Annotated in this window: 17 protein-coding genes; 10 read left to right on the plus strand and 7 right to left on the minus strand. The window is 72.7% G+C overall.

The annotated features are described in order from the left end of the window. Positions 1-5: 5 nt before the first annotated feature. The 7 genes from FHL79_RS03105 to rpmH all read right to left on the minus strand — a co-directional run bounded on the left by FHL79_RS03105 (position 6) and on the right by rpmH (position 4,638). Entirely contained in the window at positions 6-1,067 is a 1,062-nt protein-coding gene (locus FHL79_RS03105) for a ParA family protein (protein ID WP_138757157.1), read from the minus strand. Between the two features lie 99 nt (positions 1,068-1,166). Then, positions 1,167-1,835 carry a 16S rRNA (guanine(527)-N(7))-methyltransferase RsmG gene (rsmG, locus tag FHL79_RS03110; RefSeq protein WP_138757158.1) on the minus strand — a complete coding sequence of 223 codons (669 nt, stop codon included), beginning with the start codon at positions 1,833-1,835 and terminating at the stop codon, positions 1,167-1,169. Further along, positions 1,832-2,500, minus strand: a complete 669-nt coding sequence (locus FHL79_RS03115; protein ID WP_138757159.1) for a Jag family protein — start codon at positions 2,498-2,500, stop codon at positions 1,832-1,834. The genes rsmG and FHL79_RS03115 overlap by 4 nt, the downstream gene beginning before the upstream one ends. A gap of 88 nt (positions 2,501-2,588) precedes the next feature. Continuing rightward, positions 2,589-3,734: a membrane protein insertase YidC gene (gene yidC / locus FHL79_RS03120; protein ID WP_246080288.1), complete on the minus strand. Its 1,146-nt coding sequence runs from the start codon at positions 3,732-3,734 to the stop codon at positions 2,589-2,591. Beyond that, complete coding sequence (yidD, locus tag FHL79_RS03125) at positions 3,727-4,104, minus strand: membrane protein insertion efficiency factor YidD (RefSeq protein WP_138757160.1); 378 nt, start codon at positions 4,102-4,104, stop codon at positions 3,727-3,729. Before yidD ends, yidC begins: the two co-directional genes overlap by 8 nt. Further along, positions 4,101-4,499: a ribonuclease P protein component gene (gene rnpA / locus FHL79_RS03130; protein ID WP_138757161.1), complete on the minus strand. Its 399-nt coding sequence runs from the start codon at positions 4,497-4,499 to the stop codon at positions 4,101-4,103. Before rnpA ends, yidD begins: the two co-directional genes overlap by 4 nt. 1 nt (position 4,500) lies before the next feature. Then, entirely contained in the window at positions 4,501-4,638 is a 138-nt protein-coding gene (gene rpmH, locus FHL79_RS03135) for a 50S ribosomal protein L34 (protein WP_014743519.1), read from the minus strand. A 670-nt stretch (positions 4,639-5,308) separates the two neighbouring features. On the opposite strand from rpmH, the gene dnaA reads away from it, so the two are divergent. The 10 genes from dnaA to gyrA all read left to right on the plus strand — a co-directional run bounded on the left by dnaA (position 5,309) and on the right by gyrA (position 22,308). Then, on the plus strand, positions 5,309-7,168 hold the full coding sequence (dnaA, locus tag FHL79_RS03140; RefSeq protein ID WP_138757162.1) for a chromosomal replication initiator protein DnaA: 1,860 nt from the start codon (positions 5,309-5,311) through the stop codon (positions 7,166-7,168). 608 nt (positions 7,169-7,776) lie between these two features. Then, positions 7,777-8,937, plus strand: a complete 1,161-nt coding sequence (dnaN, locus tag FHL79_RS03145; RefSeq protein WP_138757163.1) for a DNA polymerase III subunit beta — start codon at positions 7,777-7,779, stop codon at positions 8,935-8,937. Between the two features lie 93 nt (positions 8,938-9,030). Then, the gene (gnd, locus tag FHL79_RS03150) at positions 9,031-10,095 is read left to right on the plus strand and encodes a phosphogluconate dehydrogenase (NAD(+)-dependent, decarboxylating) (protein ID WP_281283849.1); all 1,065 of its coding nucleotides are present in this window, start codon (positions 9,031-9,033) and stop codon (positions 10,093-10,095) included. Positions 10,096-10,182: 87 nt separating this feature from the next. After that, entirely contained in the window at positions 10,183-11,364 is a 1,182-nt protein-coding gene (gene recF, locus FHL79_RS03155; protein WP_138757165.1) for a DNA replication/repair protein RecF, read from the plus strand. Continuing rightward, positions 11,357-11,857: a DciA family protein gene (locus FHL79_RS03160; RefSeq protein WP_138757166.1), complete on the plus strand. Its 501-nt coding sequence runs from the start codon at positions 11,357-11,359 to the stop codon at positions 11,855-11,857. Before recF ends, FHL79_RS03160 begins: the two co-directional genes overlap by 8 nt. 30 nt (positions 11,858-11,887) lie before the next feature. Beyond that, on the plus strand, positions 11,888-12,802 hold the full coding sequence (locus FHL79_RS03165; RefSeq protein WP_138757167.1) for a hypothetical protein: 915 nt from the start codon (positions 11,888-11,890) through the stop codon (positions 12,800-12,802). Further along, positions 12,685-14,580 carry an ABC transporter ATP-binding protein gene (locus tag FHL79_RS03170; RefSeq protein WP_246080290.1) on the plus strand — a complete coding sequence of 632 codons (1,896 nt, stop codon included), beginning with the start codon at positions 12,685-12,687 and terminating at the stop codon, positions 14,578-14,580. The genes FHL79_RS03165 and FHL79_RS03170 overlap by 118 nt, the downstream gene beginning before the upstream one ends. A 116-nt stretch (positions 14,581-14,696) precedes the next feature. Beyond that, positions 14,697-16,109 carry an APC family permease gene (locus FHL79_RS03175; RefSeq protein ID WP_138757168.1) on the plus strand — a complete coding sequence of 471 codons (1,413 nt, stop codon included), beginning with the start codon at positions 14,697-14,699 and terminating at the stop codon, positions 16,107-16,109. A 328-nt stretch (positions 16,110-16,437) separates the two neighbouring features. Continuing rightward, positions 16,438-18,474, plus strand: a complete 2,037-nt coding sequence (gene gyrB / locus FHL79_RS03180; RefSeq protein ID WP_138757169.1) for a DNA topoisomerase (ATP-hydrolyzing) subunit B — start codon at positions 16,438-16,440, stop codon at positions 18,472-18,474. Positions 18,475-18,579: 105 nt separating this feature from the next. After that, the gene (gene gyrA, locus FHL79_RS03185) at positions 18,580-22,308 is read left to right on the plus strand and encodes an intein-containing DNA gyrase subunit A (RefSeq protein WP_138757170.1); all 3,729 of its coding nucleotides are present in this window, start codon (positions 18,580-18,582) and stop codon (positions 22,306-22,308) included. Positions 22,309-22,457: the final 149 nt, after the last annotated feature.

Consider the following 22,457-nt stretch of genomic DNA (forward strand, 5'->3'; position numbering starts at 1 on the left):
GGTCGTCACGTGGCGTGCCGTCCGCGGGAGGAAGGGGTGGCCACCGGCTCGCCGAGCACCAGCGCGGCCACCGACGGGGGACCGGCCACCGGGGGCGGCGGCGCGGCCTTCGGCGGTGTCGGGGCCGGCGACAGGGCGACGCCCCGCTGGGCGAACTCGCGCGCGGCCTCGACGTAGCTGGTGGAGCCGCGGGAGCCGGGGTCGTAGGTGAGCACCGACTGGCCGTACCCGGGCGCCTCGCTGACCCGGACGTTGCGCGGGATGACCGTGCCGAGCACCAGCTCACCGAAGTGGTTGCGCACCTCGTCGGCGACCTGGTCGGCGAGCTTGGTCCGCCCGTCGTACATGGTGAGCAGGATGGTGCCCACCGAGATGCCCGGGTTCAGGTGCGCGCGCACCAGGTCGATGTTGGCGAGGAGCTGGCCGAGTCCCTCCAGCGCGTAGTACTCGCACTGGATCGGGATGAGCACCTCGTCGCCCGCCACGAGCGCGTTGAGGGTCAGCAGCCCCAGCGACGGCGGGCAGTCGATGAGGACGTAGTGCGGCCGCTCCTCGGCGGGTAGCTCGTGCAGGTACGTCTCGATCGAGCGGCGCAGCCGGTGCTCCCGGGCGACGACGGAGACCAGCTCGATCTCCGCGCCGGCCAGGTCGATCGTCGCGGGCACGCAGAGCAGGTTCGGGCTGGCCGTGGTGGGGTGGACGACCTCGGCCAGGGTGTTGTCCCCGATCAGGGCGTCGTAGATCGACAGCGTCCCGACCGTGTGCTCGACCCCGAGGGCGGTGCTGGCGTTCCCCTGCGGGTCCAGGTCGATGACCAGGGTGCGGAGTCCGTACATGGCCAGGGCCACACCCAGGTTGACCGTCGAGGTGGTCTTGCCGACGCCGCCCTTCTGGTTGGCGATCGTGACCACCCGGATGCGTCCCGGGGCGGGGAAGGGGTCCTGGTCGGCAGCGTGCAGGACCCGGGTGGCCCGCATCGCCTCCATGGCGATGGGGCTGTCGAACTCAGGCGTGACCGCCACGTCGGCGGCGAGACTGGTGCGCAGTCGCTCGCCGGGGTCCGTCATCGGTGCATCCTCCTCACCGCCGTGTTCCACGTGGAACGGCGTCTACGTGTTCCACGTGGAACGGCGAGAGGACTCCCTGCTCCCCTGCAGGGGGCCGGGTCACCGTGGTCCCCGGGTCATGACCACCACGGTAGTGGCTGCCGCGCCGAGGTCGACACCGACGGCCCGTGTCTGCACGTCCCGCATGCCGGCCGCCTCCAGCTCGGGCACCAGGTCCGGGACCTCGGCGGCCGCGCGGGCTCCCACGAGGGCGATCAGCTGCGTGCCCGGGGCCAGCAGCCCCCGGCACCAGCCCACGAGCCGTGGCAGCGGGGCGACCGCGCGGGCGGTCACCACGTCCACCGGTCCGACGGCGCGGACCACCGAGCGCTCCTCGGCCCGCCCGCGCACGATCCGCCAGGGCGTGCCCAGAGCGGTCACGACGTCCTGCAGGAACTCCACCCGACGAGCCATCGGCTCCACCAGGGTGAGCGTGAGGTCCGGACGGGCCAACCCCAGCGGGATGCCGGGCAGCCCCGCGCCGCTGCCGACGTCGACCACCCGCGCCTCGGCCGGTACTGCCTCGGCCAGCGCGGCGCTGTTGAGCACGTGCCGGTCCCACAGCCGCGGGACCTCCCGCGGGCCGATCAGCCCCCGGACGACGCCGTCACCGGCGAGCATGGCCACGTACCGCTCGGCGGCGCCGACGGCGTCCCCGAAGACGCCGGCGGCGGTCGCCGGAGGTTCCGGAACCGGATGGTTCTGGATGTCGTCGGACGGGTCGCTCACCGGTCCGGCAGGACCACGACGCGCCGGTTCGGCTCCTCGCCCTCCGACTCGCTGTGCACCCCGCCGGCGGCGGCGATGACGTCGTGCACGACCTTGCGCTCGAACGGGTTCATCGCCGACAGCCGCTCGGGCTGGCCGCTCTGGGCCACCCGCTCGGCCGCGGCGGAGGCGAGGCTGGTCAGGTCGGCCCGGCGCTTGGCGCGGAACCCGCCGATGTCGAGCATCAGCCGGCTGCGGACCCCGGTGGACTGGGCCACGGCGAGCCGGGTGAGCTCCTGCAGCGCCTCCAGCGTGGCGCCGTCCGGCCCGATCAGGGTCTTGAGCTGGCCGCCCACGACCGCGACCGAGGCCCGGTCACCCTCGACGTCGAGGTCGATGTCCCCGTCGACGTCCAGGATGTCCAGCAGCCGCTCGAGGTAGTCACCGGCGACGTCGCCCTCACGGACCAGCAGGCTCTCGCCCTGCTCCGCGTCGTCGTCGTCTTCGGCGTCGTCGTCCTCGGCGTCCTCGATGTCGACCGGCTCGACGACGGCGTCGGCGGAGGCCGCGTCGGCGTCGGGCAGGGCCGGGTCACCGGCGCCGCCGATCTGGGGGAGCACCGCGTCCGAGGTCGCCTCGGCCGTCGTCACGGTGTCGGTTCCGGTGTGGTTGTCGGATGCACTCACGGGGGTCCTCCAAGGTCGAGCAGGCGGCCGGGCGAACCCGGTGGTCGAGGGGCGGGCGGCGGGCTCGCGGCCCGGCTGCCCGCGCCGGTCAGCGGCGCTTGCGCTTGCCGCGGTTGGCCGGCCCGGCCGAGCGGCTGCCGGTCGACCCGGATCGGGGACGGTTGCCCCCGCCGGTCGGGCGGCCGTTGGCCGTGCTGCCCGTCGCGCCGTCCCGGGGCCCGTCGAGAGGGCCGTCCAGTGGGCCGTCCAGGGGGCCGTCGAGCCCGCCGTCCCCCTGGGTGACCCCGGTCGGGGGGACGTCGACCGGGACACCCTCGGTGCTCACGGTCGAGGTGGGGGCAGCGGTGGCCGGACGGGCGGGCTTGGGCCGGACGGGCTTGGCACCGGGCTTGGGGGCGAGCGTCTTCGGGTCGAGCTGCGGCTTCTCGGCGGCGGCCTTGGCCAGCGCGCCGGGCGACCCGGGCGGGGGCAGCTTCTTGAGGATGTAGAACTGCTGGCCCAGGGTCCACAGGTTGTTGGTGAACCAGTAGATGAGCACGCCGACCGGGAAGAAGAAGCCGGAGACGAAGAGGCTGATCGGCATCCCGTAGAGCAGCAGCTTCTGCACCATCGCGGCCTGGCCCTCGACCGGGCCGGAGCGCTTCTGGATCTGCTTCTGGGTGAAGAAGGTCGTGCAGCACATGACCACGATGAGGAAGGCGCAGACGACCCGGATGCTGGTGTAGTCGACACCGGGCAGGCCCAGGATCTGGCTGGCCTTGGGCTCCTGCATGTTGAAGGAGCTGGAGATCGGCGCCCCGAAGAGGTCGGCCTTGGCCGCGTCGTCGGTGAGCTTGTCGCTCCAGCTGTAGAGCCCCTCCTTGCCGGGGGCGAGCCGGCGGAGGACGTGGAACAGGGCGATGAAGACCGGGATCTGCGGGAGCAGCGGCAGGCAGCCGGCCAGCGGGTTGACCCCGCGCTCCTTCTGCAGCGCCATCATCGCGGTGCTGAAGCCCTGCTTGTCGCTGCCGTACTGCTTGCGGAGCTTCTGGATCTCCGGCTGGATCTCCTGCATCGCCCGCTGGCTCTTGACCTGCTTGACGAACAGCCGGAACAGCAGCACGCGGATGGTGATGACCAGGAAGACGATCGACAGGGCCCAGCTCAGGCCGCCCGCGGGGTCCAGGAAGTTCGCGAACAGCGAGTGCCAGGTCTTCATCACCCAGGCGATCGCGGTGTACATCCAGTCAAGCAACGCCAGCCTCCTGCTGCGCTGACCGGCCAGAGGCCGGCGGGGTGGCACCGTGGCGACGAGCGGGGTCGTCGGCCGGCGGTACCGGTGGAGTGGTCGGGTCCGACGCCGCTGTGCACGACGAGTGGGTGGGCTCAGCGGTTCCGGCGTGCGGCGGGACGAGGTCGACCCCACCGGGGTGCCACGGTGCGCACTTGGCGAGCCGGCGCACCGCCAGCCAGGTGCCGCGCCCGGCGCCGTGGACCTCGATCGCCTCGGCGGCATAGGCGCTGCAGCTGGGCTCGAAGCGGCACCGCGGCGGGAACACCGGGCTGATCGCCCGCTGGTAGAAGCGGACGGCGGCCAGCAGCGCGCGGGCAGGGGCGGCGGTCACGACCGGCGCGCCCGCGAGGAGCCCGGGCGGTTCCCGAGCAGCCGGTCCAGGCCGGCGTCCAGGTCGCGCCCGAGCACCGCGGAGCCGGCGTCGGCCGCCTCTGGACGAGCCCGGACGACCAGGTCGGCCGTGGGCGGCAGCCGGTGCAGCTGGGCACCGAGCAGGTGCCGCAACTGGCGGGTCACCCGGTGCCGGCAGACCGAGTTGCCGACGGTCCTGCCGACCACGAAACCGGCCCGCGGTCCGGCCGGAGGGTCCAGCGGACCCCCGGACCGGACGGCGGGCCGTTCGGGCAGGTAGTGCAGCACCAGGGTGGGACGCCCGGCACGTCGGCCGGACCGCACCACCGCGGTGAACTCCGGCCGCCGGCGCAGGCGTGCCTGCGCAGGCAGCACCTCAGGCGGAGAGCTTGGCGCGACCCTTGGACCGGCGACCGGCGAGGATGGCGCGGCCGGCCCGGGTGCGCATCCGCAGCCGGAAGCCGTGGGTCTTGGACCGGCGACGGTTGTTCGGCTGGAACGTGCGCTTGCTCACGAGGGACTCCCACTGCTGACGACGTCGGGGCGGCGCGGACCCGGGTGGGCCCCGCACGCGCGGGAACGGGGTGGTCGTCGGCCGGGAGGCCGTCCGACCGGCCCCCGTGCCCGGGGCTGGTCTGCCGTGCGCAGGCTCCGGACGGCCCCCGGGACGGGGACCAGCACCGGGTCCAGTGCACAGACTCCGACCAGCATAGCCGAGACGCGTCGCGGGCCGCGGCGGGCCACGGCACTGGCCGGACCGCACATGGTGGACCAGCTCGGGCACGCAGCGGTGCTGGACACGCCGCGCCCCCGCAGGTCGCTGCACCGACGTCGTTGCCGGGCTGTGGATGGAGCTGTTAGCGTCCCCGTCGCTCCGCGTTGGACGATCGGTGGCCGGTTCGTATGCCGACCCTGTCGCCCCGCCGGTCCCACACACCCTCCCCCGACGTCCGAACAGGGCGCCGACCAGCGACGACGCCGGGTCCCAGGTCCCGGACCCCGGACCTACGGACCAGGTGTCGCCGGGCGTGCACAGACTGTGGACACTCATGTGGACAGCACGCCCACGGACGTCCACAGCTGGGGACCGGACGGGGGATCCAGCAGGGCCTCGGCACACCGGTCCCACCTGTGGACGACGGCTGCGGAGCGACGATGAGAAGGCACGGGAAGGGACACAGTCGATGGCCGACTCCACGGTCGACCTGGCGACGGTCTGGGACCAGATCCGCGAGCGGCTCTCCACCAGCCTGACCCCGCAGCAGAACGCACTGCTCAACCTCACCCGCCCGCTCGGGCTGGTCGAGGACACCGCGGTGCTCGCCGCCCCCAACGAGTTCACCCAGACCGTGCTCGAGTCGCGGATGCGGATGCAGCTGGCCGAGGCGCTGTCGGCGGAGTTCGGCCGTGCCATCCGGGTGGCGGTCCAGCTCGAGGACGAGCCGGCGGGCCCGCCGGCCGCAGCACCGTCGCCGGTCCGCCGGGCCGAGGCGCCCGACGACCGCCGCTGGGCCCTCGCCGACCGGGAGCGGCTCACCCCGGTCAGCCCGGCCCCGGACTGGTCGGCCGACGAGCGGCTGGCCCAGGAGCAGCTCGCCCAGGACCGCCTCGCCCACGACCGCGCCTCGGCCGAGCTCGCCGCCCGCGAGCGGGCGGCGAGCGACCGCGCCGCGGAGGACCGGGCCGACCGCGACCGGGTCGACGACGGTCGCAGCGCCTTCGGGGTGCGCGCCGACGCCGCCCGGGCCGAGGCGTGGCTGCCGGAGTCCGGGGACGGCCGCGACTGGTCCCGCGGGTCCGCGGGTCCGGTCGCCGAGGAGGGCCCGGGGGAGTGGCAGGCCGGCGACAGCGGTCCCGGCGTCGGGGTGCAGGCCCGGCTCGCGCCCTGGGACCGGGAGGCCGACGACGACGGCAGCCGCAGCCAGGGCGCCGACCGCCGACCTGCCGAGCGCGGCGGGCGGGGGCAGGGTGCCGTCCCGCTGTTCGCCGACCGCCGGCCGGCCGGCCTGGACCCGGGGCTGAACGCCAAGTACGTCTTCGACAGCTTCGTGATCGGCAACAGCAACCGGTTCGCCCACGCGGCAGCGGTCGCCGTGGCCGAGGCGCCGGCGCGGGCCTACAACCCGCTGTTCATCTACGGCGACTCCGGGCTGGGCAAGACCCACCTGCTGCACGCGATCGGGCACTACGCCGCCCGGATGTTCCCCAACGTGCGGGTGCGGTACGTCAGCACGGAGGAGTTCACCAACGAGTTCATCAACCTGGTGCACTCCGGTCGGGCCGAGGACTTCCGCCGTCGCTACCGGGACATCGACTTCCTGCTCATCGACGACATCCAGTTCCTGGAGCGCGCCGAGCGCACCCAGGAGGAGTTCTTCCACACCTTCAACACGCTGCACAACGCCAGCAAGCAGATCGTGATCACCTCCGACCGGGCGCCGAAGAAGCTGACGACGCTGGAGGACCGGCTGCGGACCCGCTTCGAGTGGGGCCTGATCACCGACGTCCAGGCGCCGGACCTGGAGACCCGCATCGCCATCCTGCGCAAGAAGGCGTGGGGGGAGCGGCTGCAGGCACCGGACGCGGTGCTGGAGTTCATCGCCAGCAAGGTGCAGACCAACATCCGCGAGCTCGAGGGCGCGCTGATCCGGGTCACCGCCTTCGCCAGCCTGAACAAGCAGCCGGTCGACCTGGCGCTCGCCGAGCTGGTGCTCAAGGACCTGATCAGCGACGAGCAGGGTCCGCAGATCACCGCGGCGATCATCATGGCGGCCACCGCGGAGTACTTCTCCGTGACGATGGAGGAGCTGCAGGGCTCCAACCGCAGCCGCACGCTGGTCAACGCCCGGCAGATCGCGATGTACCTCTGCCGGGAGCTGACCGAGCTCTCCCTGCCGCGGATCGGTGCCTCGTTCGGCGGCAAGGACCACACCACCGTGATGCACGCGGTCAAGAAGATCACCGGCCTGATGAGCGAGCGGCGGGCGACCTACACGCAGGTCACCGAGCTCACCGCACGGATCAAGAGCCGCGCCCGCCAGTAGGGCGCTGTCCACCGCGGGACGGTCACCCGTTCGCGTGACATGTCGCCTTGTCCCCAGATCTGTGCACAGGTTGGGGATCACCGCGTCCGGGCGTTCCCGCGCTGGTCCGGGGCGCGTCACCGACCGTCACACCGCGTCACCGGAGATCGACCGTCTGCGCCGGCCGCCTCACCGTCCCCGCCGTGTCCACATGTCGACCCGGGGACCGGTGGACGGGCGCCGTCCTGCCCACCGGGTGGGGACGGACCTGGGCGTGACCAGGGGACGAGGGGTGGAGACGGGCCGATGACGGTGCACAGCTGTCGAGTTGTCCACGTGTCGACACAGGGAGACGGTCACCTGCCCACAGCCCACCAACAGGGCTGTTCACGGGCTGACCAGCGCAAAGGGGTCCGATCCCCAGGGTCCACAGCCGTGATGACGAAGATGAAGTACTTCTCCCAGGGTGTCCTTGAACCACATTCTGGGTGGGGACGCGGCTCCAGAGCAGTGCTCTCAGAAGACGGGCTGGCCACGAAGGGGGTCCCTCGGGAGAGGATGGGCGCCGCAGCCGCGCCGGAGGAGCCGGAGCGGACCAGCAGCGCACGTCGGCAAGGAGTGGGTCTGAGATGAAGTTCCGGGTGGCACGAGAGGTGCTCGCCGAGGCCGTGGCGTGGACGGCGCGCAGCCTGCCGCCGCGTCCGTCGGTGCCGGTGCTCGCCGGGATCCTGCTGGAGGTCGAGGGCAACCAGCTGGCGGTCTCCGGCTTCGACTACGAGGTCTCGGCCCGCTCCGAGGTCGACGTCCAGGCCAGTGAGGGCGGCCGCACGCTGGTCCCGGGCCGGCTGCTCGCCGAGATCACCCGCGCCCTGCCGCCGCACCCGGTCGACGTCGTCGCCGAGGGCGCCCGGCTCGCCATCTCCTGCGGCAACGCGAAGTTCAGCCTGCCGACCCTGCCGGTCGAGGACTACCCGTCGCTGCCCTCGCTCCCCTCCACCGCGGGGACGGTGGACAGCGACGCCTTCGCCGAGGCGGTCAGCCAGGTGGCCGTGGCCGCCGGCCGCGACGACACCCTGCCGATGCTCACCGGCGTCCGGCTGGAGATCGAGGACGACCAGGTCACCCTCGCCGCCACCGACCGCTACCGGCTGGCGGTCCGCGAGTTCACCTGGCGCCCGGAGTCCTCGGGGCTGTCCGCCGCCGTCCTGGTGCCGGCCCGCACGCTCGCCGACGCGGCCAAGACCCTGACCAGCGGCCCGGAGGTCACCCTGTCGCTGTCCTCCGGTGGCTCCGGCGAGGGCATCCTGGGCCTGTCGGGCAAGGACCGGCAGACCACCACCCGGCTGCTGGACGCCGAGTTCGTCAAGTACCGGGCGATCATGCCCAGTGAGTCCGCGTCGTTCGCGACGCTGCCGGTCGGGTTGTTCACCGATGCGGCCAAGCGCGTCGCCCTGGTGGCCGAGCGCGGCACCCCGCTGCGCTGCGAGTTCACCCCCGGCCAGGTCACCCTGCGCGCGGGCGGCACCGACGACGAGGGCCAGGCCGAGGAGCGGTGCGACGTCGAGTTCGACGGTGACCCGCTGACCATCGGCTTCAACCCGACGTTCCTGCTCGACGGGCTGGCCGCGGTGCACACCGACCGGGCGCGGATGGACTTCACCACCGCGCTGAAGCCCGCCGTCCTCTCCGGCGTGGCCGAGCCCACCTCCGACGACGCCGGAGACAGCGGCAAGGCGGAGCGCGGCGGCAGCTACCGCTACCTGATCATGCCGGTGCGCCTCCCCGGCTGAGGAAGGACCACCCTTCCCCCCACGCCTCGCACGCTCGGCGCGGGCCCCTGGAGGGTGGCCGTTCCAGCACGTCACCGGGGCCGGTGCTGCGGGGTGCTGCTGGGGCGAGGACGATGTGGTCGCCGGGCCCCGCAGCGCTGCGCGCGCCCACGGAGACCTGCCGCGGAGGACCGCGGCACACGAGCGAGACATCGATCTGAGGAGCAGGACGTGCAGCTGGGGCTGGTCGGGCTGGGCAAGATGGGCGGCAACATGGCCGAGCGCGTACGGCGCGCCGGTCACGAGGTGGTCGGGTACGACCGGGCACCGGGCGCGCGGGACGTCGACAGCCTGCAGGGCCTGGTCGACGCGCTCGAGGCACCCCGGGTGGTCTGGGTGATGGTCCCGGCCGGCGACCCGACCCGGGCGACGGTGCGCGAGCTCGGCGAGCTGCTGAGCCCCGGCGACGTGATCGTCGACGGTGGCAACTCCAGGTTCACCGAGGACAAGGTGCACGCCGACGAGCTGGCCCAGAAGGGCATCGGCTACGTCGACGCCGGCGTGTCCGGCGGCGTGTGGGGCCTGCAGAACGGCTACGCGCTGATGGTCGGCGGCTCCGCGGAGGACGTCGCGAAGGTCCAGCCGGTGTTCGACGCGCTCAAGCCGCCGACGCCGCACGACGAGCAGGGCAACGAGATGCCCGGCGTCGGTTTCGTGCACGCCGGTCCGGTCGGTGCCGGCCACTTCTCCAAGATGGTCCACAACGGCATCGAGTACGCGATGATGCAGGCCTACGGCGAGGGCTACGAGCTGCTGGCCGCCGTCGACCTGGTCGAGGACGTCCCCGGCGTCATCGCCTCGTGGACCCAGGGCACCGTCATCCGCTCCTGGCTGCTGGACCTGCTGGTCAAGGCGCTGCAGGAGGACCCGGGCCTGGACAAGATCAGCGGCTACGCGGAGGACTCCGGCGAGGGCCGCTGGACCGTGGAGCAGGCGATCGAGCACGCCGTCCCTATGCCGGCGATCTCCGCGTCGCTGTTCGCCCGGTTCGCCTCCCGGCAGGACGACTCCCCGACCATGAAGGCCGTCGCCGCGCTGCGCAACCAGTTCGGCGGGCACGCCGTGCACAGCGTCGACAGCCGAGGCAACAACCCCCCGGTGTCCGAGAAGCCGGCCTGAGGAAGGACCACCCTGCCCCTCACGCCTCGCACGCTTCGCGGGCCCCTGCAGGGCGGTTGTACCAGCTTCGAACGGGGTCGTTGAACGGTGTACCTCAGGCACCTCCAGGTCGGTCAGTTCCGCAGCTGGGAGCTGGCCGACCTGGCGTTGACGACCGGCCCGACCGTGCTGGTCGGCCGCAACGGGCAGGGCAAGACCAACCTGGTCGAGGCGGTCGGCTACCTGGCCACGCTGGGCAGCCACCGGGTCTCCGCCGACGCGCCGCTGGTGCGCCACGGCGCCAGCCAGGCGGTGGTGCGCGCGGCGCTGCGCAAGGACGAGCGCGAGCTGCTGGTCGAGGTGGAGATCAATCCCGGCCGGGCCAACCGGGTGCGGGTCAACCGGGCCCCGCTGACCCGGCCGCGGGAGCTGCTCGGGCTGGTCAAGACGGTGCTCTTCGCCCCCGAGGACCTCGCCCTCGTCCGCGGCGACCCGGCCGAGCGACGCCGGTTCCTCGACGACCTGCTGGTCAGCCGCACGCCGCGGTTGGCCGGGGTGCGCAGCGACTACGACCGGGTCCTCAAGCAGCGCAACGCCCTGTTGAAGACGGCGAAGCTGGCCCGCGGCAACGCCCTGGCCACCCTCGACGTCTGGGACGGGCACCTGACCGAGCTCGGCGGGCAGCTGCTCGCCGCCCGGCTGCAGCTGGTCGCGGACCTGGCCCCCTACGTCGCCGACTCCTACGCCGGGGTGGCCGGTCCGGGCGGGGACCGAGCAGCGCTGGGCTACAGCAGCACCGTCCCGCTGGCCGGTGACGGCGCGCCCGCGGACCCGGGACGGGTCCTGCCCGGGCCTGCGGAGCTGTCCGCGGCGCTGCGCGAGCAGGTCGGCGAGCGGCGCAAGGACGAGGTCGACCGCGGCATCACCCTCGTCGGCCCGCACCGCGACGACCTGGTGCTGCACCTCGGTCCGGCGCCGGCCAAGGGCTACGCCAGCCACGGGGAGTCCTGGTCGTTCGCGCTGGCGGTGAAGCTGGCCTGCTTCGCGCTGCTGCGGGCCGAGGGCGATGACCCGATCCTGCTGCTCGACGACGTCTTCGCCGAGCTGGACGCCGGCCGCCGGGCGGCCCTGGCCGAGGTGGCCGGCAGCGCGGAGCAGACGCTGATCACCGCCGCCGTCGCCGAGGACGTGCCGGCGGCGTTGCGCGGCACCCGCGTGCAGGTCGCTGCTGGCACGCTGCAGGTGCTGACCGATGCCCTGCGGGAGGACGAGGAGGTGCACGGTGGCTGAGGAACGACCGGCCCGGCCCTCGGACATCGCCCGGGCGGCTCTGGAGGCCGCCCGCGCGGCCTCGGCCGCCCGGCCGCAGCCCACCCGCCGGCGGGTCGCCGGTCCGCGCCGCCGTTGGACCGGGCCGGGCCCGGGGGCGGACGACCCGCAGACCCTCGCCTCCCTGGTCGACGCGCTGGTCGCCCAGCAGGACTGGACGGCGCAGACCAAGGTCGGCGCCGTCTTCGGCCGCTGGGACGCGCTGGTCGGCCCGGACATCGCCGCGCACTGCCGGCCGGAGTCGCTGAACGAGGGCGAGCTGCTGGTGGTGGCCGAGTCCACGGCCTGGGCCACCCAGCTCCGGTTGCTCGCCCCCTCGATCCTGGGCAGGCTGCGGGCCGGCGTCGGCGGGGACGTCGTGACCAGGCTGCGCGTTGTGGGTCCGACGGCACCCAGCTGGAAGAAGGGCCCGCGCACGGTCCGCGGCCGCGGACCCCGCGACACCTACGGCTGACCAGCGCACGACGACGAGGAGCAACCGGCGATGAGCACCCCGCGCGACCGCGACGGAGACGCGTTCGACGACGGCCGGGCCGACGGCCCTGCGGGCTGGCAGGAGCCCGCGCACCTCGGCGGCGAGGGCGGGCGAGGGGGCGGGAAGGACACCCCGGACAGCTGGCAGCCCCCGGGCTGGGACCTGCCTGCGGTCGAGCCCGCGGGCCGGGAGGCCCGGCCGGAGCCGTGGCAGCCGCCGGCGGCCGACCAGCGCACGTCCGACGAGCCCCCGCCGGGTGAGCGACGCCGCGGGCTCGGTGGGCTCCTCGGATCCCGCCCCACGCCGGGCGAGGTACCCGACGCCCCCGCCGGGCAGCCCATCATGGTCCCGCCCGCCGACCCCTGGGGCACCCAGGCCTGGGCGATGAGCGTGGGCTGGGTGCTCTCCGACGGCACCGCCCCCGAGGACGAGCCGCTCACCGCGCTGGTCCAGAGCGCGCCGGTGCGCCCGGGCCGGGACGACCGCGCGAGCCGGGTGCTCCGGGGCCGTGGCAACGGGCTGGACCTGGTGGCCTTCGACATCGTCTCTCCGGTCGGGCGCAGCTTCGTCAGCACCCACGCGGTCACCGCCGCGCCGGTGCTGGGCGAGGTCCCCGCGTTCCGGCTCTCCCCGGCGCGGATGTGGCGGCACGGCACCGGCGGGCTGGTGCAGGTCCCCAGCCCCGACCCCGAGTTCGACCGTCGCTGGGTGCTGCTCGCGGCCGCGGACGGCCCGCAGGTGCGCCGGCTGGTCGAGGACCCGCTGGTCCGCCAGCTGCTGCTCGGCAGCGACGACGGCGACGAGCTGTGGTCCGCGGTCGGCTTCGTGGCCGCCGTGCGCCCCGACGGCAACCGGCCGCAGCTGATCGAGCACCACGCCCGGCTGCTCGCCGCGGTCGTCGCCGCGCTGGCGGCCGCCCGCTGAGCAGCGACACCGGCGCCGCCCCGGAGGACCGGCCGGCCTCGGCCGGGCTGCGCCAGCTGCTGCCGCTGCTCCGCCCGCACCGCACCGCCCTGCTGGGCGCGGCGGGGCTGTCGCTGGTCTCCGCCGCCGCCGCGCTCGCCCAGCCGGCGCTGGTCGGCCGGGTGATCAGCGCGGTCGGCTCCGGCGGGGCCGTGCTCCCCGGCGTGCTCGCGCTGGTCGTCGTCCTGGTCGCTGCCTCGGTGCTCGGCGCCGGTCAGCAGTACCTGCTGCAGCGCACCGCGGAAGGTGTCGTGCTGAGCACCCGCCGGTTGCTCGTCGACCGGCTGCTGCGGCTGCCGATCGCGGAGTACGACCGCCGCCGCACCGGTGACCTGATGTCGCGGGTGGGCTCGGACACCACGCTGCTGCGGGCCACCGTCACCAGCGGGGTCGTGGAGCTGGCCGGCTCGGTGGTCGTCGGGGTCGGTGCGCTGGTGGCGATGGCGTTGGTCGACGCCTGGTTGCTGCTGGTCACCGTGCTCGCGGTCAGCGTGGGGGTGACGACCGCGGTGCTCGCCTCCCGCCGGGTGCGCACGCTGTCCCGGCAGGCGCAGGAGCAGGTCGGGGCGATGAGCGCCGCCGTGGAGCGTGCACTGTCCGCCGTCCGCACCATCCGGGCCAGCGGGGCGACCGCGCGGGAGGTGGCCACCGTCGGGGTGAGCGCCGAGCGCGCGTTCACCGCCGGCGTCCAGGTCGCCCGGCTGCAGGCCCTGGTGTCCCCGGCCGGCTCGATCGCCGTGCAGGGCGCCTTCCTGGCCGTCCTCGGCCTCGGCGGCTACCGGGTCGCGACCGGCTCCATCGCCGTCGCCGACCTGGTGGCCTTCATCCTCTACCTGTTCCTGCTGGTCATGCCGCTGGGGCAGGCGATCGGCTCGTACACCCAGCTGCAGACCGGGCTGGGCGCGCTGGCCCGGGTGCAGGAGGTCCTCGTGCTCGAACCGGAGCACGACGACGTGCCCGAGCGCCCGCTGGTCGGGGCGGCGCTCCGGGTGCTGCGGGCCGGGGACCCGGTGCCGCTGCTCGAGTTGGACGGCGTGGGCTTCGGCTACCCGGACGGGACGCCGGTGCTGCACGGGGTGTCCTTCGCCGTGCCGGCCGGCAGCCGCACCGCGCTGGTCGGCCCGTCCGGGGCCGGCAAGTCGACCGTGCTGGCGCTGGTCGAGGGCTTCTACCCGCTGTCTGCCGGGTCGGTCCGCTGGGCGGGCACCGACGTGCGCGAGCTGCCCCGGGCGGCGCTGCGCGCCCGGATGGGCTACGTCGAGCAGGAGGCGCCGGTGCTGGCCGGCACCGTGCGGGAGAACCTGCTGCTGGCCGCCCCCGACGCCGGCGACGACCGGTTGTGGCAGGCGCTCGCCGACGTCGGGCTGACCGGGGTGGTGCGCCGCTCGCCGCGCGGGCTCGACGTCGCCGTCGGCGACGACGGGGTGCTGCTGTCCGGTGGGGAGCGGCAGCGGCTGGCGATCGCCCGCTCGCTGCTCTCCCGCCCGGCGCTGCTCCTGCTGGACGAGCCGACGGCCAGCCTGGACGCGCGCAACGAGGGCCTGCTGCGGGACACGCTCGCCGCGGCGGCCGCCGACCGGGCGCTGCTGGTGGTGGCGCACCGGCTGTCCACCGTGGTCGACAGCGACCAGATCGTCGTCCTGGACGGCGGCCGGGTGGTCGCGGTCGGCACCCACCCGGAGCTGGTGGACAGCAGCCCGCTCTACCGCGAGCTCGCCACCGCCCAGCTCCTGGTGTAGCGGTCGGTTCACCGCCCCGCGTTCCACGTGGAACGTGCGGCAACGGCTGCAGGTCGGGGCTCGACAGGACGCGGCGCGCACAGCACGATCCCTGGCAACACCCAGGGAGGCACCTGATGGCCGAGAGCGTGCGGAGCGAGACCGGCACCACCGGGCAGCCCAGCCTCAAGCGGGTGATGGGGCCGGGGCTGCTGCTGCTGTTCATCGTCGGGGACATCCTGGGCACCGGGATCTACGCGCTGACCGGCCAGGTCGCCGCCCAGGTCGGTGGCGTGGTGTGGCTGCCCTTCCTGGTTGCCTTCCTGGTCGCGCTGGTCACCGCCTTCAGCTACCTGGAGCTGGTCACCAAGTACCCGCAGGCGGCGGGTGCGGCGCTGTACACGCACAAGGCGTTCGGCATCCACTTCGTCACGTTCCTGGTCGCCTTCACCGTGATGAGCTCGGGGATCACCTCGGCCTCCACCGCGGCCCGGGCGTTCAGCGCCAACGCCGCCGAGGTGTTCGGCCTCGGCATCTCCGACGGCATCGGGATCACCCTGATCGGGCTGGCGTTCATGGGCCTGGTCGCGCTGGTCAACCACCGCGGCGTCGGCGAGAGCGTCAAGGCCAACGTGGTGCTCACCTGCGTCGAGCTCACCGGCCTGCTCATCGTGATCGGGGTGGGGCTGTGGGCGCTCGGCGTCGGTGAGGGCGACTTCTCCCGGGTCACCGAGATCGAGACCGGCGACAGGTCGCTGATCGGCGGGGTCATCGCCGCGACCGGGCTGGCGTTCTTCGCGATGGTCGGGTTCGAGGACTCGGTCAACATGGCCGAGGAGTGCCACGAGCCCCGGCGGATCTTCCCCAAGGTGCTGCTGATCGGGCTGCTCGCGACCGGCCTGATCTACGTGCTGGTGTCGGTCTCGGCGATCGCGCTGGTGCCGGCCGACGCCCTCAGCGAGGGGGACACCCCGCTGCTGCAGGTGGTCGAGGCCGGGGCGCCGGGCTTCCCGCTCGGCCTGTTCGGGGTCATCACGATGTTCGCCGTCGCCAACTCGGCGCTGATCAACATGCTGATGGCCAGCCGGCTGGTCTACGGGATGAGCAACCAGGGCGTGCTCCCGCCGCTGCTCGGCAAGGTCCACCCCACGCGCCGCACCCCCACCACCGCGATCCTGTTCACCACCGCGCTGGCGTTCGGGCTGATCACCTTCGTCGGCGCGGTGCCCGCGCTGGGCGGCACGACGGCGCTGCTGCTGCTCGGCGTCTTCACCGTGGTCAACGTCGCGGTCCTGGTGCTCCGCAAGGACGAGGTCGACGGCGAGCACTTCCGCACCCCCACCGTGCTCCCGGTCGTCGGTGCACTGGCCTGCGGGTTCCTCGCCACGCCGTGGGCCGGTCGGCCCTCGGAGCAGTACCGGATCGCCGGCATCCTGCTCGGCATCGGCGTCCTGCTCTGGGTGGTGACCGTGCTCGTGCAGCGGCGCACCGGGCAGCCGGCACCCCCGCTGGACCCCGACCGGTTCACCAAGGGCGGTCCGGTCAACTGAGGAAGGGCCCTTTGCCCCTGGCCCCGTCCCGAGGCTCGCCCCGAGCTCGCGAGGGGTGAGGAGGACGGGGTCCTTCGTCTCGCGGCGGGCCCCTGCACGTGGGCCGAGGACGGCGTGTCGGGCCGGGGGCCGACACCGGTGGTACCGGATGTGCCGGGAGGGGCTCTGGCGGGACGTCAGGGCGTGGACGGCGCGTCCTGGGTGCGCTGACCCGGTACTCTGGAGGGGACACACCCCCAGCAGCCCCCTGAGAGCCGTCCTGCGCCGGTCGACGTCTGCGTCGACGTGGTCGCCACGGCTGCCCGGTTGCGCAAGAGAAGGGCCCCACGTGGTCGCAGCGCCGCAGAACGAGACCGCCTACTCCGGTAGTTCCATCACCGTCCTCGAGGGCCTCGAGGCGGTCCGCAAGCGCCCCGGCATGTACATCGGCTCGACCGGTGAGCGCGGCCTGCACCACATGGTGTGGGAGGTCGTGGACAACGCCGTGGACGAGGCGCTGGCCGGCTACTGCGACACGGTCAAGGTCACCCTGCTGGCCGACGGCGGTGTGCGGGTCGAGGACAACGGCCGTGGCATCCCGGTCGACATGCACCCGGTGGAGAAGCGGCCCACGGTCGAGGTCGTGCTGACGATCCTGCACGCCGGCGGCAAGTTCGACGGCAAGAGCTACGGCGTCTCCGGTGGCCTGCACGGCGTCGGCGTCACCGTCGTCAACGCGCTCTCCTCTGAGCTGGACGTCAGCATCTGGACCCGCGGCACCGAGTGGCACCAGCACTACACCGAGGCCAAGCCGGGCAAGCTGGACGAGATCGGCCCGACCGACAAGCGCGGGACGGCGATCACCTTCTGGGCCGACCCGACGATCTTCGAGACGACGACCTACTCGTTCGACACGATCAGCCGTCGGCTGCAGGAGATGGCCTTCCTGAACAAGGGCCTGACGATCATCCTGCGCGACGAGCGGCCCGGGCACGGCAAGGCCGACACCGGGCTGGCCGAGGAGACCTCGATCGTCGAGGAGGCCACCGCCCCCGGCCACGAGGACGAGGCGTTCGAGCCCACCGAGGTCACCTACCGCTACGACGGCGGCCTGGTCGACTACGTCACCTACATCAACCGCCGCAAGAGCGCGATCCACCGCTCGGTGATCAGCTTCTCCGCCGACGGCGTCGGCAAGAACGACACCGCGATGTCCCTCGAGGTCGCGATGCAGTGGTCCGACGCCTACTCCGAGTCGGTGCACACCTTCGCCAACATCATCAACACCCACGAGGGCGGCACGCACGAGGAGGGCTTCCGGGCGGCGCTCACCTCGATCGTCAACCGGTATGCCAAGGAGAAGGGGATCCTCAAGGCCAAGGACGACGCGCTGACCGGCGACGACATCCGTGAGGGCCTGGCCGCGATCGTCTCGGTGAAGCTCGGCGACCCGCAGTTCGAGGGCCAGACGAAGACCAAGCTCGGCAACACCGAGGTCAAGGGCTTCGTGCAGAAGGTCTGCAACGACCAGATCGGGCACTGGTTCGAGGCCAACCCGGCCGAGGCCAAGGTCATCATCACCAAGGCCGCCTCGGCCGCCCGTGCCCGCCGGGCCGCGCAGGACGCCCGCAAGCTGGCCCGCAAGAGCCTGCTGTCGGTCAGCGGCCTGCCCGGCAAGCTGTCGGACTGCCGCTCGACCGACCCGCGCAACTCCGAGGTCTACATCGTCGAGGGCGACTCGGCCGGTGGCTCGGCGAAGTCCGGCCGCGACTCGATGTACCAGGCGATCCTGCCCATCCGCGGCAAGATCATCAACGTCGAGAAGGCGCGCATCGACCGGGTGCTGAAGAACACCGAGGTCCAGTCGATGATCACCGCCTTCGGCACCGGCATCCACGACGAGTTCGACCTGACCAAGCTCCGCTATCACAAGATCATCCTGATGGCGGACGCCGACGTCGACGGCCAGCACATCACCACGCTGCTGCTGACCCTGCTGTTCCGCTTCATGCGCCCGCTGGTCGAGGCCGGCCACGTCTACCTGGCCGCCCCCCCGCTGTACAAGATCAAGTGGGGCGGCAAGGTCGGCCTCGAGTACGCCTACTCCGACCGGGAGCGCGACGCGCTGCTCAAGGCCGGCGCCGAGGCGGGTCGCAAGATCCCCAAGGACGACGGCATCCAGCGGTTCAAGGGCCTCGGCGAGATGGACGCCAAGGAGCTGTGGGAGACCACCATGGACCCCGACACGCGGATCCTGCGCCAGGTCACCCTCGACGACGCCGCCGCTGCCGACGAGCTGTTCAGCGTGCTGATGGGCGAGGACGTCGAGGCCCGCCGCAGCTTCATCACCCGCAACGCCAAGGACGTCCGCTTCCTCGACGTGTAGTCGAGAGACCCCCACCGCTACACGCCCCCGGCCCCGTCCCGGGACCCGCCCTGAGCTCGCGAAGGGTGGGGAGGACAGGGTCCTTCGATTGTGGAGAACTGAACCGTGACGGAAACCCCCAGCCGCGACCGCGTCGAGCCGGTGGACCTGCAGTACGAGATGCAGCGCAGCTACATCGACTACGCGATGTCGGTCATCGTCGGCCGCGCGCTGCCCGAGGTGCGCGACGGGCTCAAGCCCGTGCACCGCCGGGTGCTCTACGCCATGTACGACCAGGGCTTCCGCCCCGACCGGGCCACCGTCAAGTGCGCCCGCGTCGTCGGCGAGGTCATGGGCAACTACCACCCGCACGGCGACTCGGCGATCTACGACGCCCTCGTGCGGCTGGCCCAGCCCTGGTCCATGCGCTACCCGCTGATCGACGGCCAGGGCAACTTCGGCTCGCCGGGCAACGACCCGGCCGCGGCCATGCGGTATTGTGTGATCGGCGACACACTGGTGCGCACCGTCGAGGGCACGGTCACGCTCGACGAGCTGGCCGTCGGGATGGCGCCGAACAGCGAGCGCGAGCTCGGCCTCAAGGTCCTAGACCGCAACGGCGACCCGGTGCTTGCCAGCACGGTCTTCCACTCCGGCGTCCACCCGGTCAAGAAGCTGACCACCACGGGCGGCTTCGAGCTGACCGGTACCGGCAACCACCCGGTGCTCTGCCTGGTCAGCGTCCTCGGCGTGCCGACGCTGCTGTGGAAGCTGATCGACGAGATTGAGCCGGGCGACCGGGTCGTCCTGCAGCGCCAGCCGCGCGAGGAGGTCGACGCCCCCTCGACCGGCGACGCCGACGCCGCACTGCTGGCCGGTGCCTTCGTCAGCGAGGGCTGGGTGTCCGAGGAGCGCGCGGGCTTCAACAACGTGGACGGCGCCTTCTTCACCGAGGTCCTCGCTGCCTATGACCGCCACGTCGGCGGCCAGCGCCACGTCTCCTCGCGCGTCATCGCCTCGGGCAGCACCCTGCACGAGCTGGACGTGCAGGACACCGCGTCGCTCCGCAGGACCGACCTCGGCGAGATGGTCGGGCAGCGCAGCGCTGCCAAGCAGGTCCCCGCCTTCATCTGGCGGTCGACGACCGGCACCCGGCGGGTGTTCCTGCAGGCGCTGTTCGAGGGGGACGGATCGTCGTCCCTGCTGCCCCGGAACAGCATCCAGATCAGCTACTCCACCCGCAGCGACCGGTTGGCCCGCGAGGTCCAGCAGCTGCTGCTGGAGTTCGGCGTCGTCTCCTCCCTCTGTCGGTACGCCAACGGCGAGATCAAGGTCGTCGTCAGCAACCGGCGGGACGCGCGGCTGTTCGCTGCCCACGTCGGTTTCCTCGGTCGCAAGCAGGGCAAGCTGCAAGCCGAGCTGGCCCAGGTGCCTGCGACGTCCTCGGCGATGTCCGCAGACCACGTGCCCTTCGTCGCCGAGTTCCTGCGTGCCGCCGGCGCGGAGCGGTGGACCGAGCTGAACTGGTTGCGCCGGCACAACGTCGACCGGATCGAGCGGTGGGAACGCGACCGCGACCTCATCGAGGCCCGGATCACCAACGCCGAGGCGCTGGAGGTCGTGGCACCCCTGGTCGACGGGCGGTTCCACTACGCCGAGGTCGCCTCGGTGGTCGAGGCCGGCATCGCCCCGGTCTTCTCGCTGAAGGTCGAGACCGACGACCACGCCTTCGTCACCAACGGGTTCGTCAGCCACAACACCGAGGCACGACTGACGCCGCTGGCCATGGAGATGCTGCGGGACATCGACGAGGAGACCGTCGACTTCCAGCCCAACTACGACGGCACCAAGTCCGAGCCGCTGGTCCTGCCCGGCCGGTTCCCGAACCTGCTGGTCAACGGCTCGGCCGGCATCGCCGTCGGCATGGCGACCAACATGCCCCCGCACAACCTGCGCGAGGTCGCCGCCGCCGTCTTCTGGATGCTGGACCACCCGGAGGCGGAGCCCGAGGAGGCCCTCACCGCGTGCATGGAGCGGGTCAAGGGCCCGGACTTCCCGACCCACGGGCTGATCGTCGGCCGCGAGGGCATCGAGGACGCCTACCGCACCGGTCGCGGCTCGGTGCGCATGCGCGCCGTGGTCACCGTCGAGGAGGACTCCCGGGGCCGGGTGCAGCTCGTGGTCACCGAGCTGCCCTACCAGGTCAACCCGGACAACCTCGCCGAGGCGATCGCCGACGGTGTCCGCGACGGCCGGCTGCAGGGGATCTCCGAGATCGCCGACGAGTCCAGCGACCGGGTCGGCCGCCGGCTGGTCATCACGCTGCGCCGGGACGCCGTCGCCAAGGTGGTGCTGAACAACCTCTACAAGCACACCCAGCTGCAGACGACGTTCGGCTGCAACATGCTGTCCATCGTCGACGGCGTCCCGCGGACGCTGCGGCTGGACGAGCTCGTGCGGCTGTGGGTGGCCCACCAGGTCGAGGTCATCGTCCGGCGCACCCGGTACCGGCTGCGCAAGGCCGAGGAGCGCGCGCACATCCTGCGCGGCTACGCCAAGGCGCTGGACCAGCTCGACGCCGTCATCGCCCTCATCCGGGCCAGTGAGTCGGCCGAGGCCGCTCGCAGCGGGCTGATGGAGCTGCTGGACGTCGACGAGATCCAGGCGGTCTCGATCCTCGACCTGCAGCTGCGCCGGCTGGCCGCCCTGGAGCGGCAGCGGATCCTGGACGAGCTCGCCGAGATCGAGGCCCGGATCGCGGAACTGCAGGCGATCCTGGACTCCCCCGAGCGGCAGCGGCAGATCATCCGCGACGAGCTCGCCGAGATCGTCGAGAGGTACGGCGACGACCGGCGCACCCAGTTCGTGGCCAACGACGGTGACGTGTCGATGGAGGACCTCATCGCCGAGGAGCAGGTGGTCGTCACGATCACCCGCACCGGCTACGCCAAGCGCACCAAGGCCGACCTCTACCGCTCCCAGCGGCGCGGCGGCAAGGGCGTGATGGGTGCGCAGCTCAAGCAGGACGACCTGGTCCAGCAGTTCTTCGTGGGCTCCACCCACGACTGGATCCTGTTCTTCACCAACAAGGGCCGGGTCTACCGGGCCAAGGCCTACGAGCTGCCGGAGGCCGCCCGCACCGCCCGCGGTGCGCACGTGGCCAACATCCTGGCCTTCCAGCCGGACGAGAAGATCGCCCAGGTCATCCAGATCAAGGACTACTCCGTCGCGCCGTACCTGGTGCTGGCCACCTCGCGCGGGCAGGTGAAGAAGACCCGGCTGACCGACTTCGACTCCCCCCGCACCGGCGGCGTCATCGCGATCAACCTGCGGGACGACGACGAGCTGGTGGGCGCGACGCTGATCAGCCCGGACCAGAACCTGCTGCTGGTCACCCGCAAGGCGATGTCGATCTGCTTCAAGGCCGACGACGCCCAGCTGCGCCCGATGGGCCGGGCCACCGAGGGCGTGCGCGGCATCTCGCTCACCGACGACGACCAGCTCCTGTCGATGATCGTCGTCACCGAGGGCGTCGACGTGCTGGTCGCCACCGAGGGTGGGTACGCCAAGCGGACCGGCATCGAGCACTACCCGGAGCAGAACCGCGGCGGCAAGGGCGTGCTCACCGCCGACCCCAAGGCCCGCAAGGGCGCGCTCGTCGGTGCGCTGTCGGTGGTGCTCGGCGACGAGCTCTACGCCATCACCTCCGGGGGCGGCGTGATCCGGACCCCGGTCAACGGCGTCCGGCACACCCGGGACCGCGCGACGATGGGTGTCAAGCTCATGAACTTGCCCGATGACGTGTCGATCGTGGCTATCGCGCGTACGACGGACAACGACGAGCCCGACGCCTAGTCTGGGGCCGATGCCAGACCGGTGCCGGGGACGACGACGTCCCAGCTCCGGGCTGCGCAACGACCACCGCAGTGACCGGTCCACCGCCCGCGTGCCAGGCGGTGGACCGGTGGGTGCAGCGACGCGGCCGAGGCCGCTGGGGGACAGGA

Source organism: Modestobacter altitudinis (assembly GCF_005930475.1).
Classification (GTDB): Bacteria; Actinomycetota; Actinomycetes; order Mycobacteriales; family Geodermatophilaceae; genus Modestobacter; species Modestobacter altitudinis.

What these genes read in the sequence shown, in the direction of transcription:
- FHL79_RS03105 (WP_138757157.1), bottom strand. Translation starts at nt 1,067, where the DNA reads ATGACGGACCCCGGCGAGCGACTGCGCACCAGTCTCGCCGCCGACGTG.
- FHL79_RS03165 (WP_138757167.1), top strand. Translation starts at nt 11,888, where the DNA reads ATGAGCACCCCGCGCGACCGCGACGGAGACGCGTTCGACGACGGCCGG.
- dnaN (WP_138757163.1), top strand. Translation starts at nt 7,777, where the DNA reads ATGAAGTTCCGGGTGGCACGAGAGGTGCTCGCCGAGGCCGTGGCGTGG.
- dnaA (WP_138757162.1), top strand. Translation starts at nt 5,309, where the DNA reads ATGGCCGACTCCACGGTCGACCTGGCGACGGTCTGGGACCAGATCCGC.
- FHL79_RS03175 (WP_138757168.1), top strand. Translation starts at nt 14,697, where the DNA reads ATGGCCGAGAGCGTGCGGAGCGAGACCGGCACCACCGGGCAGCCCAGC.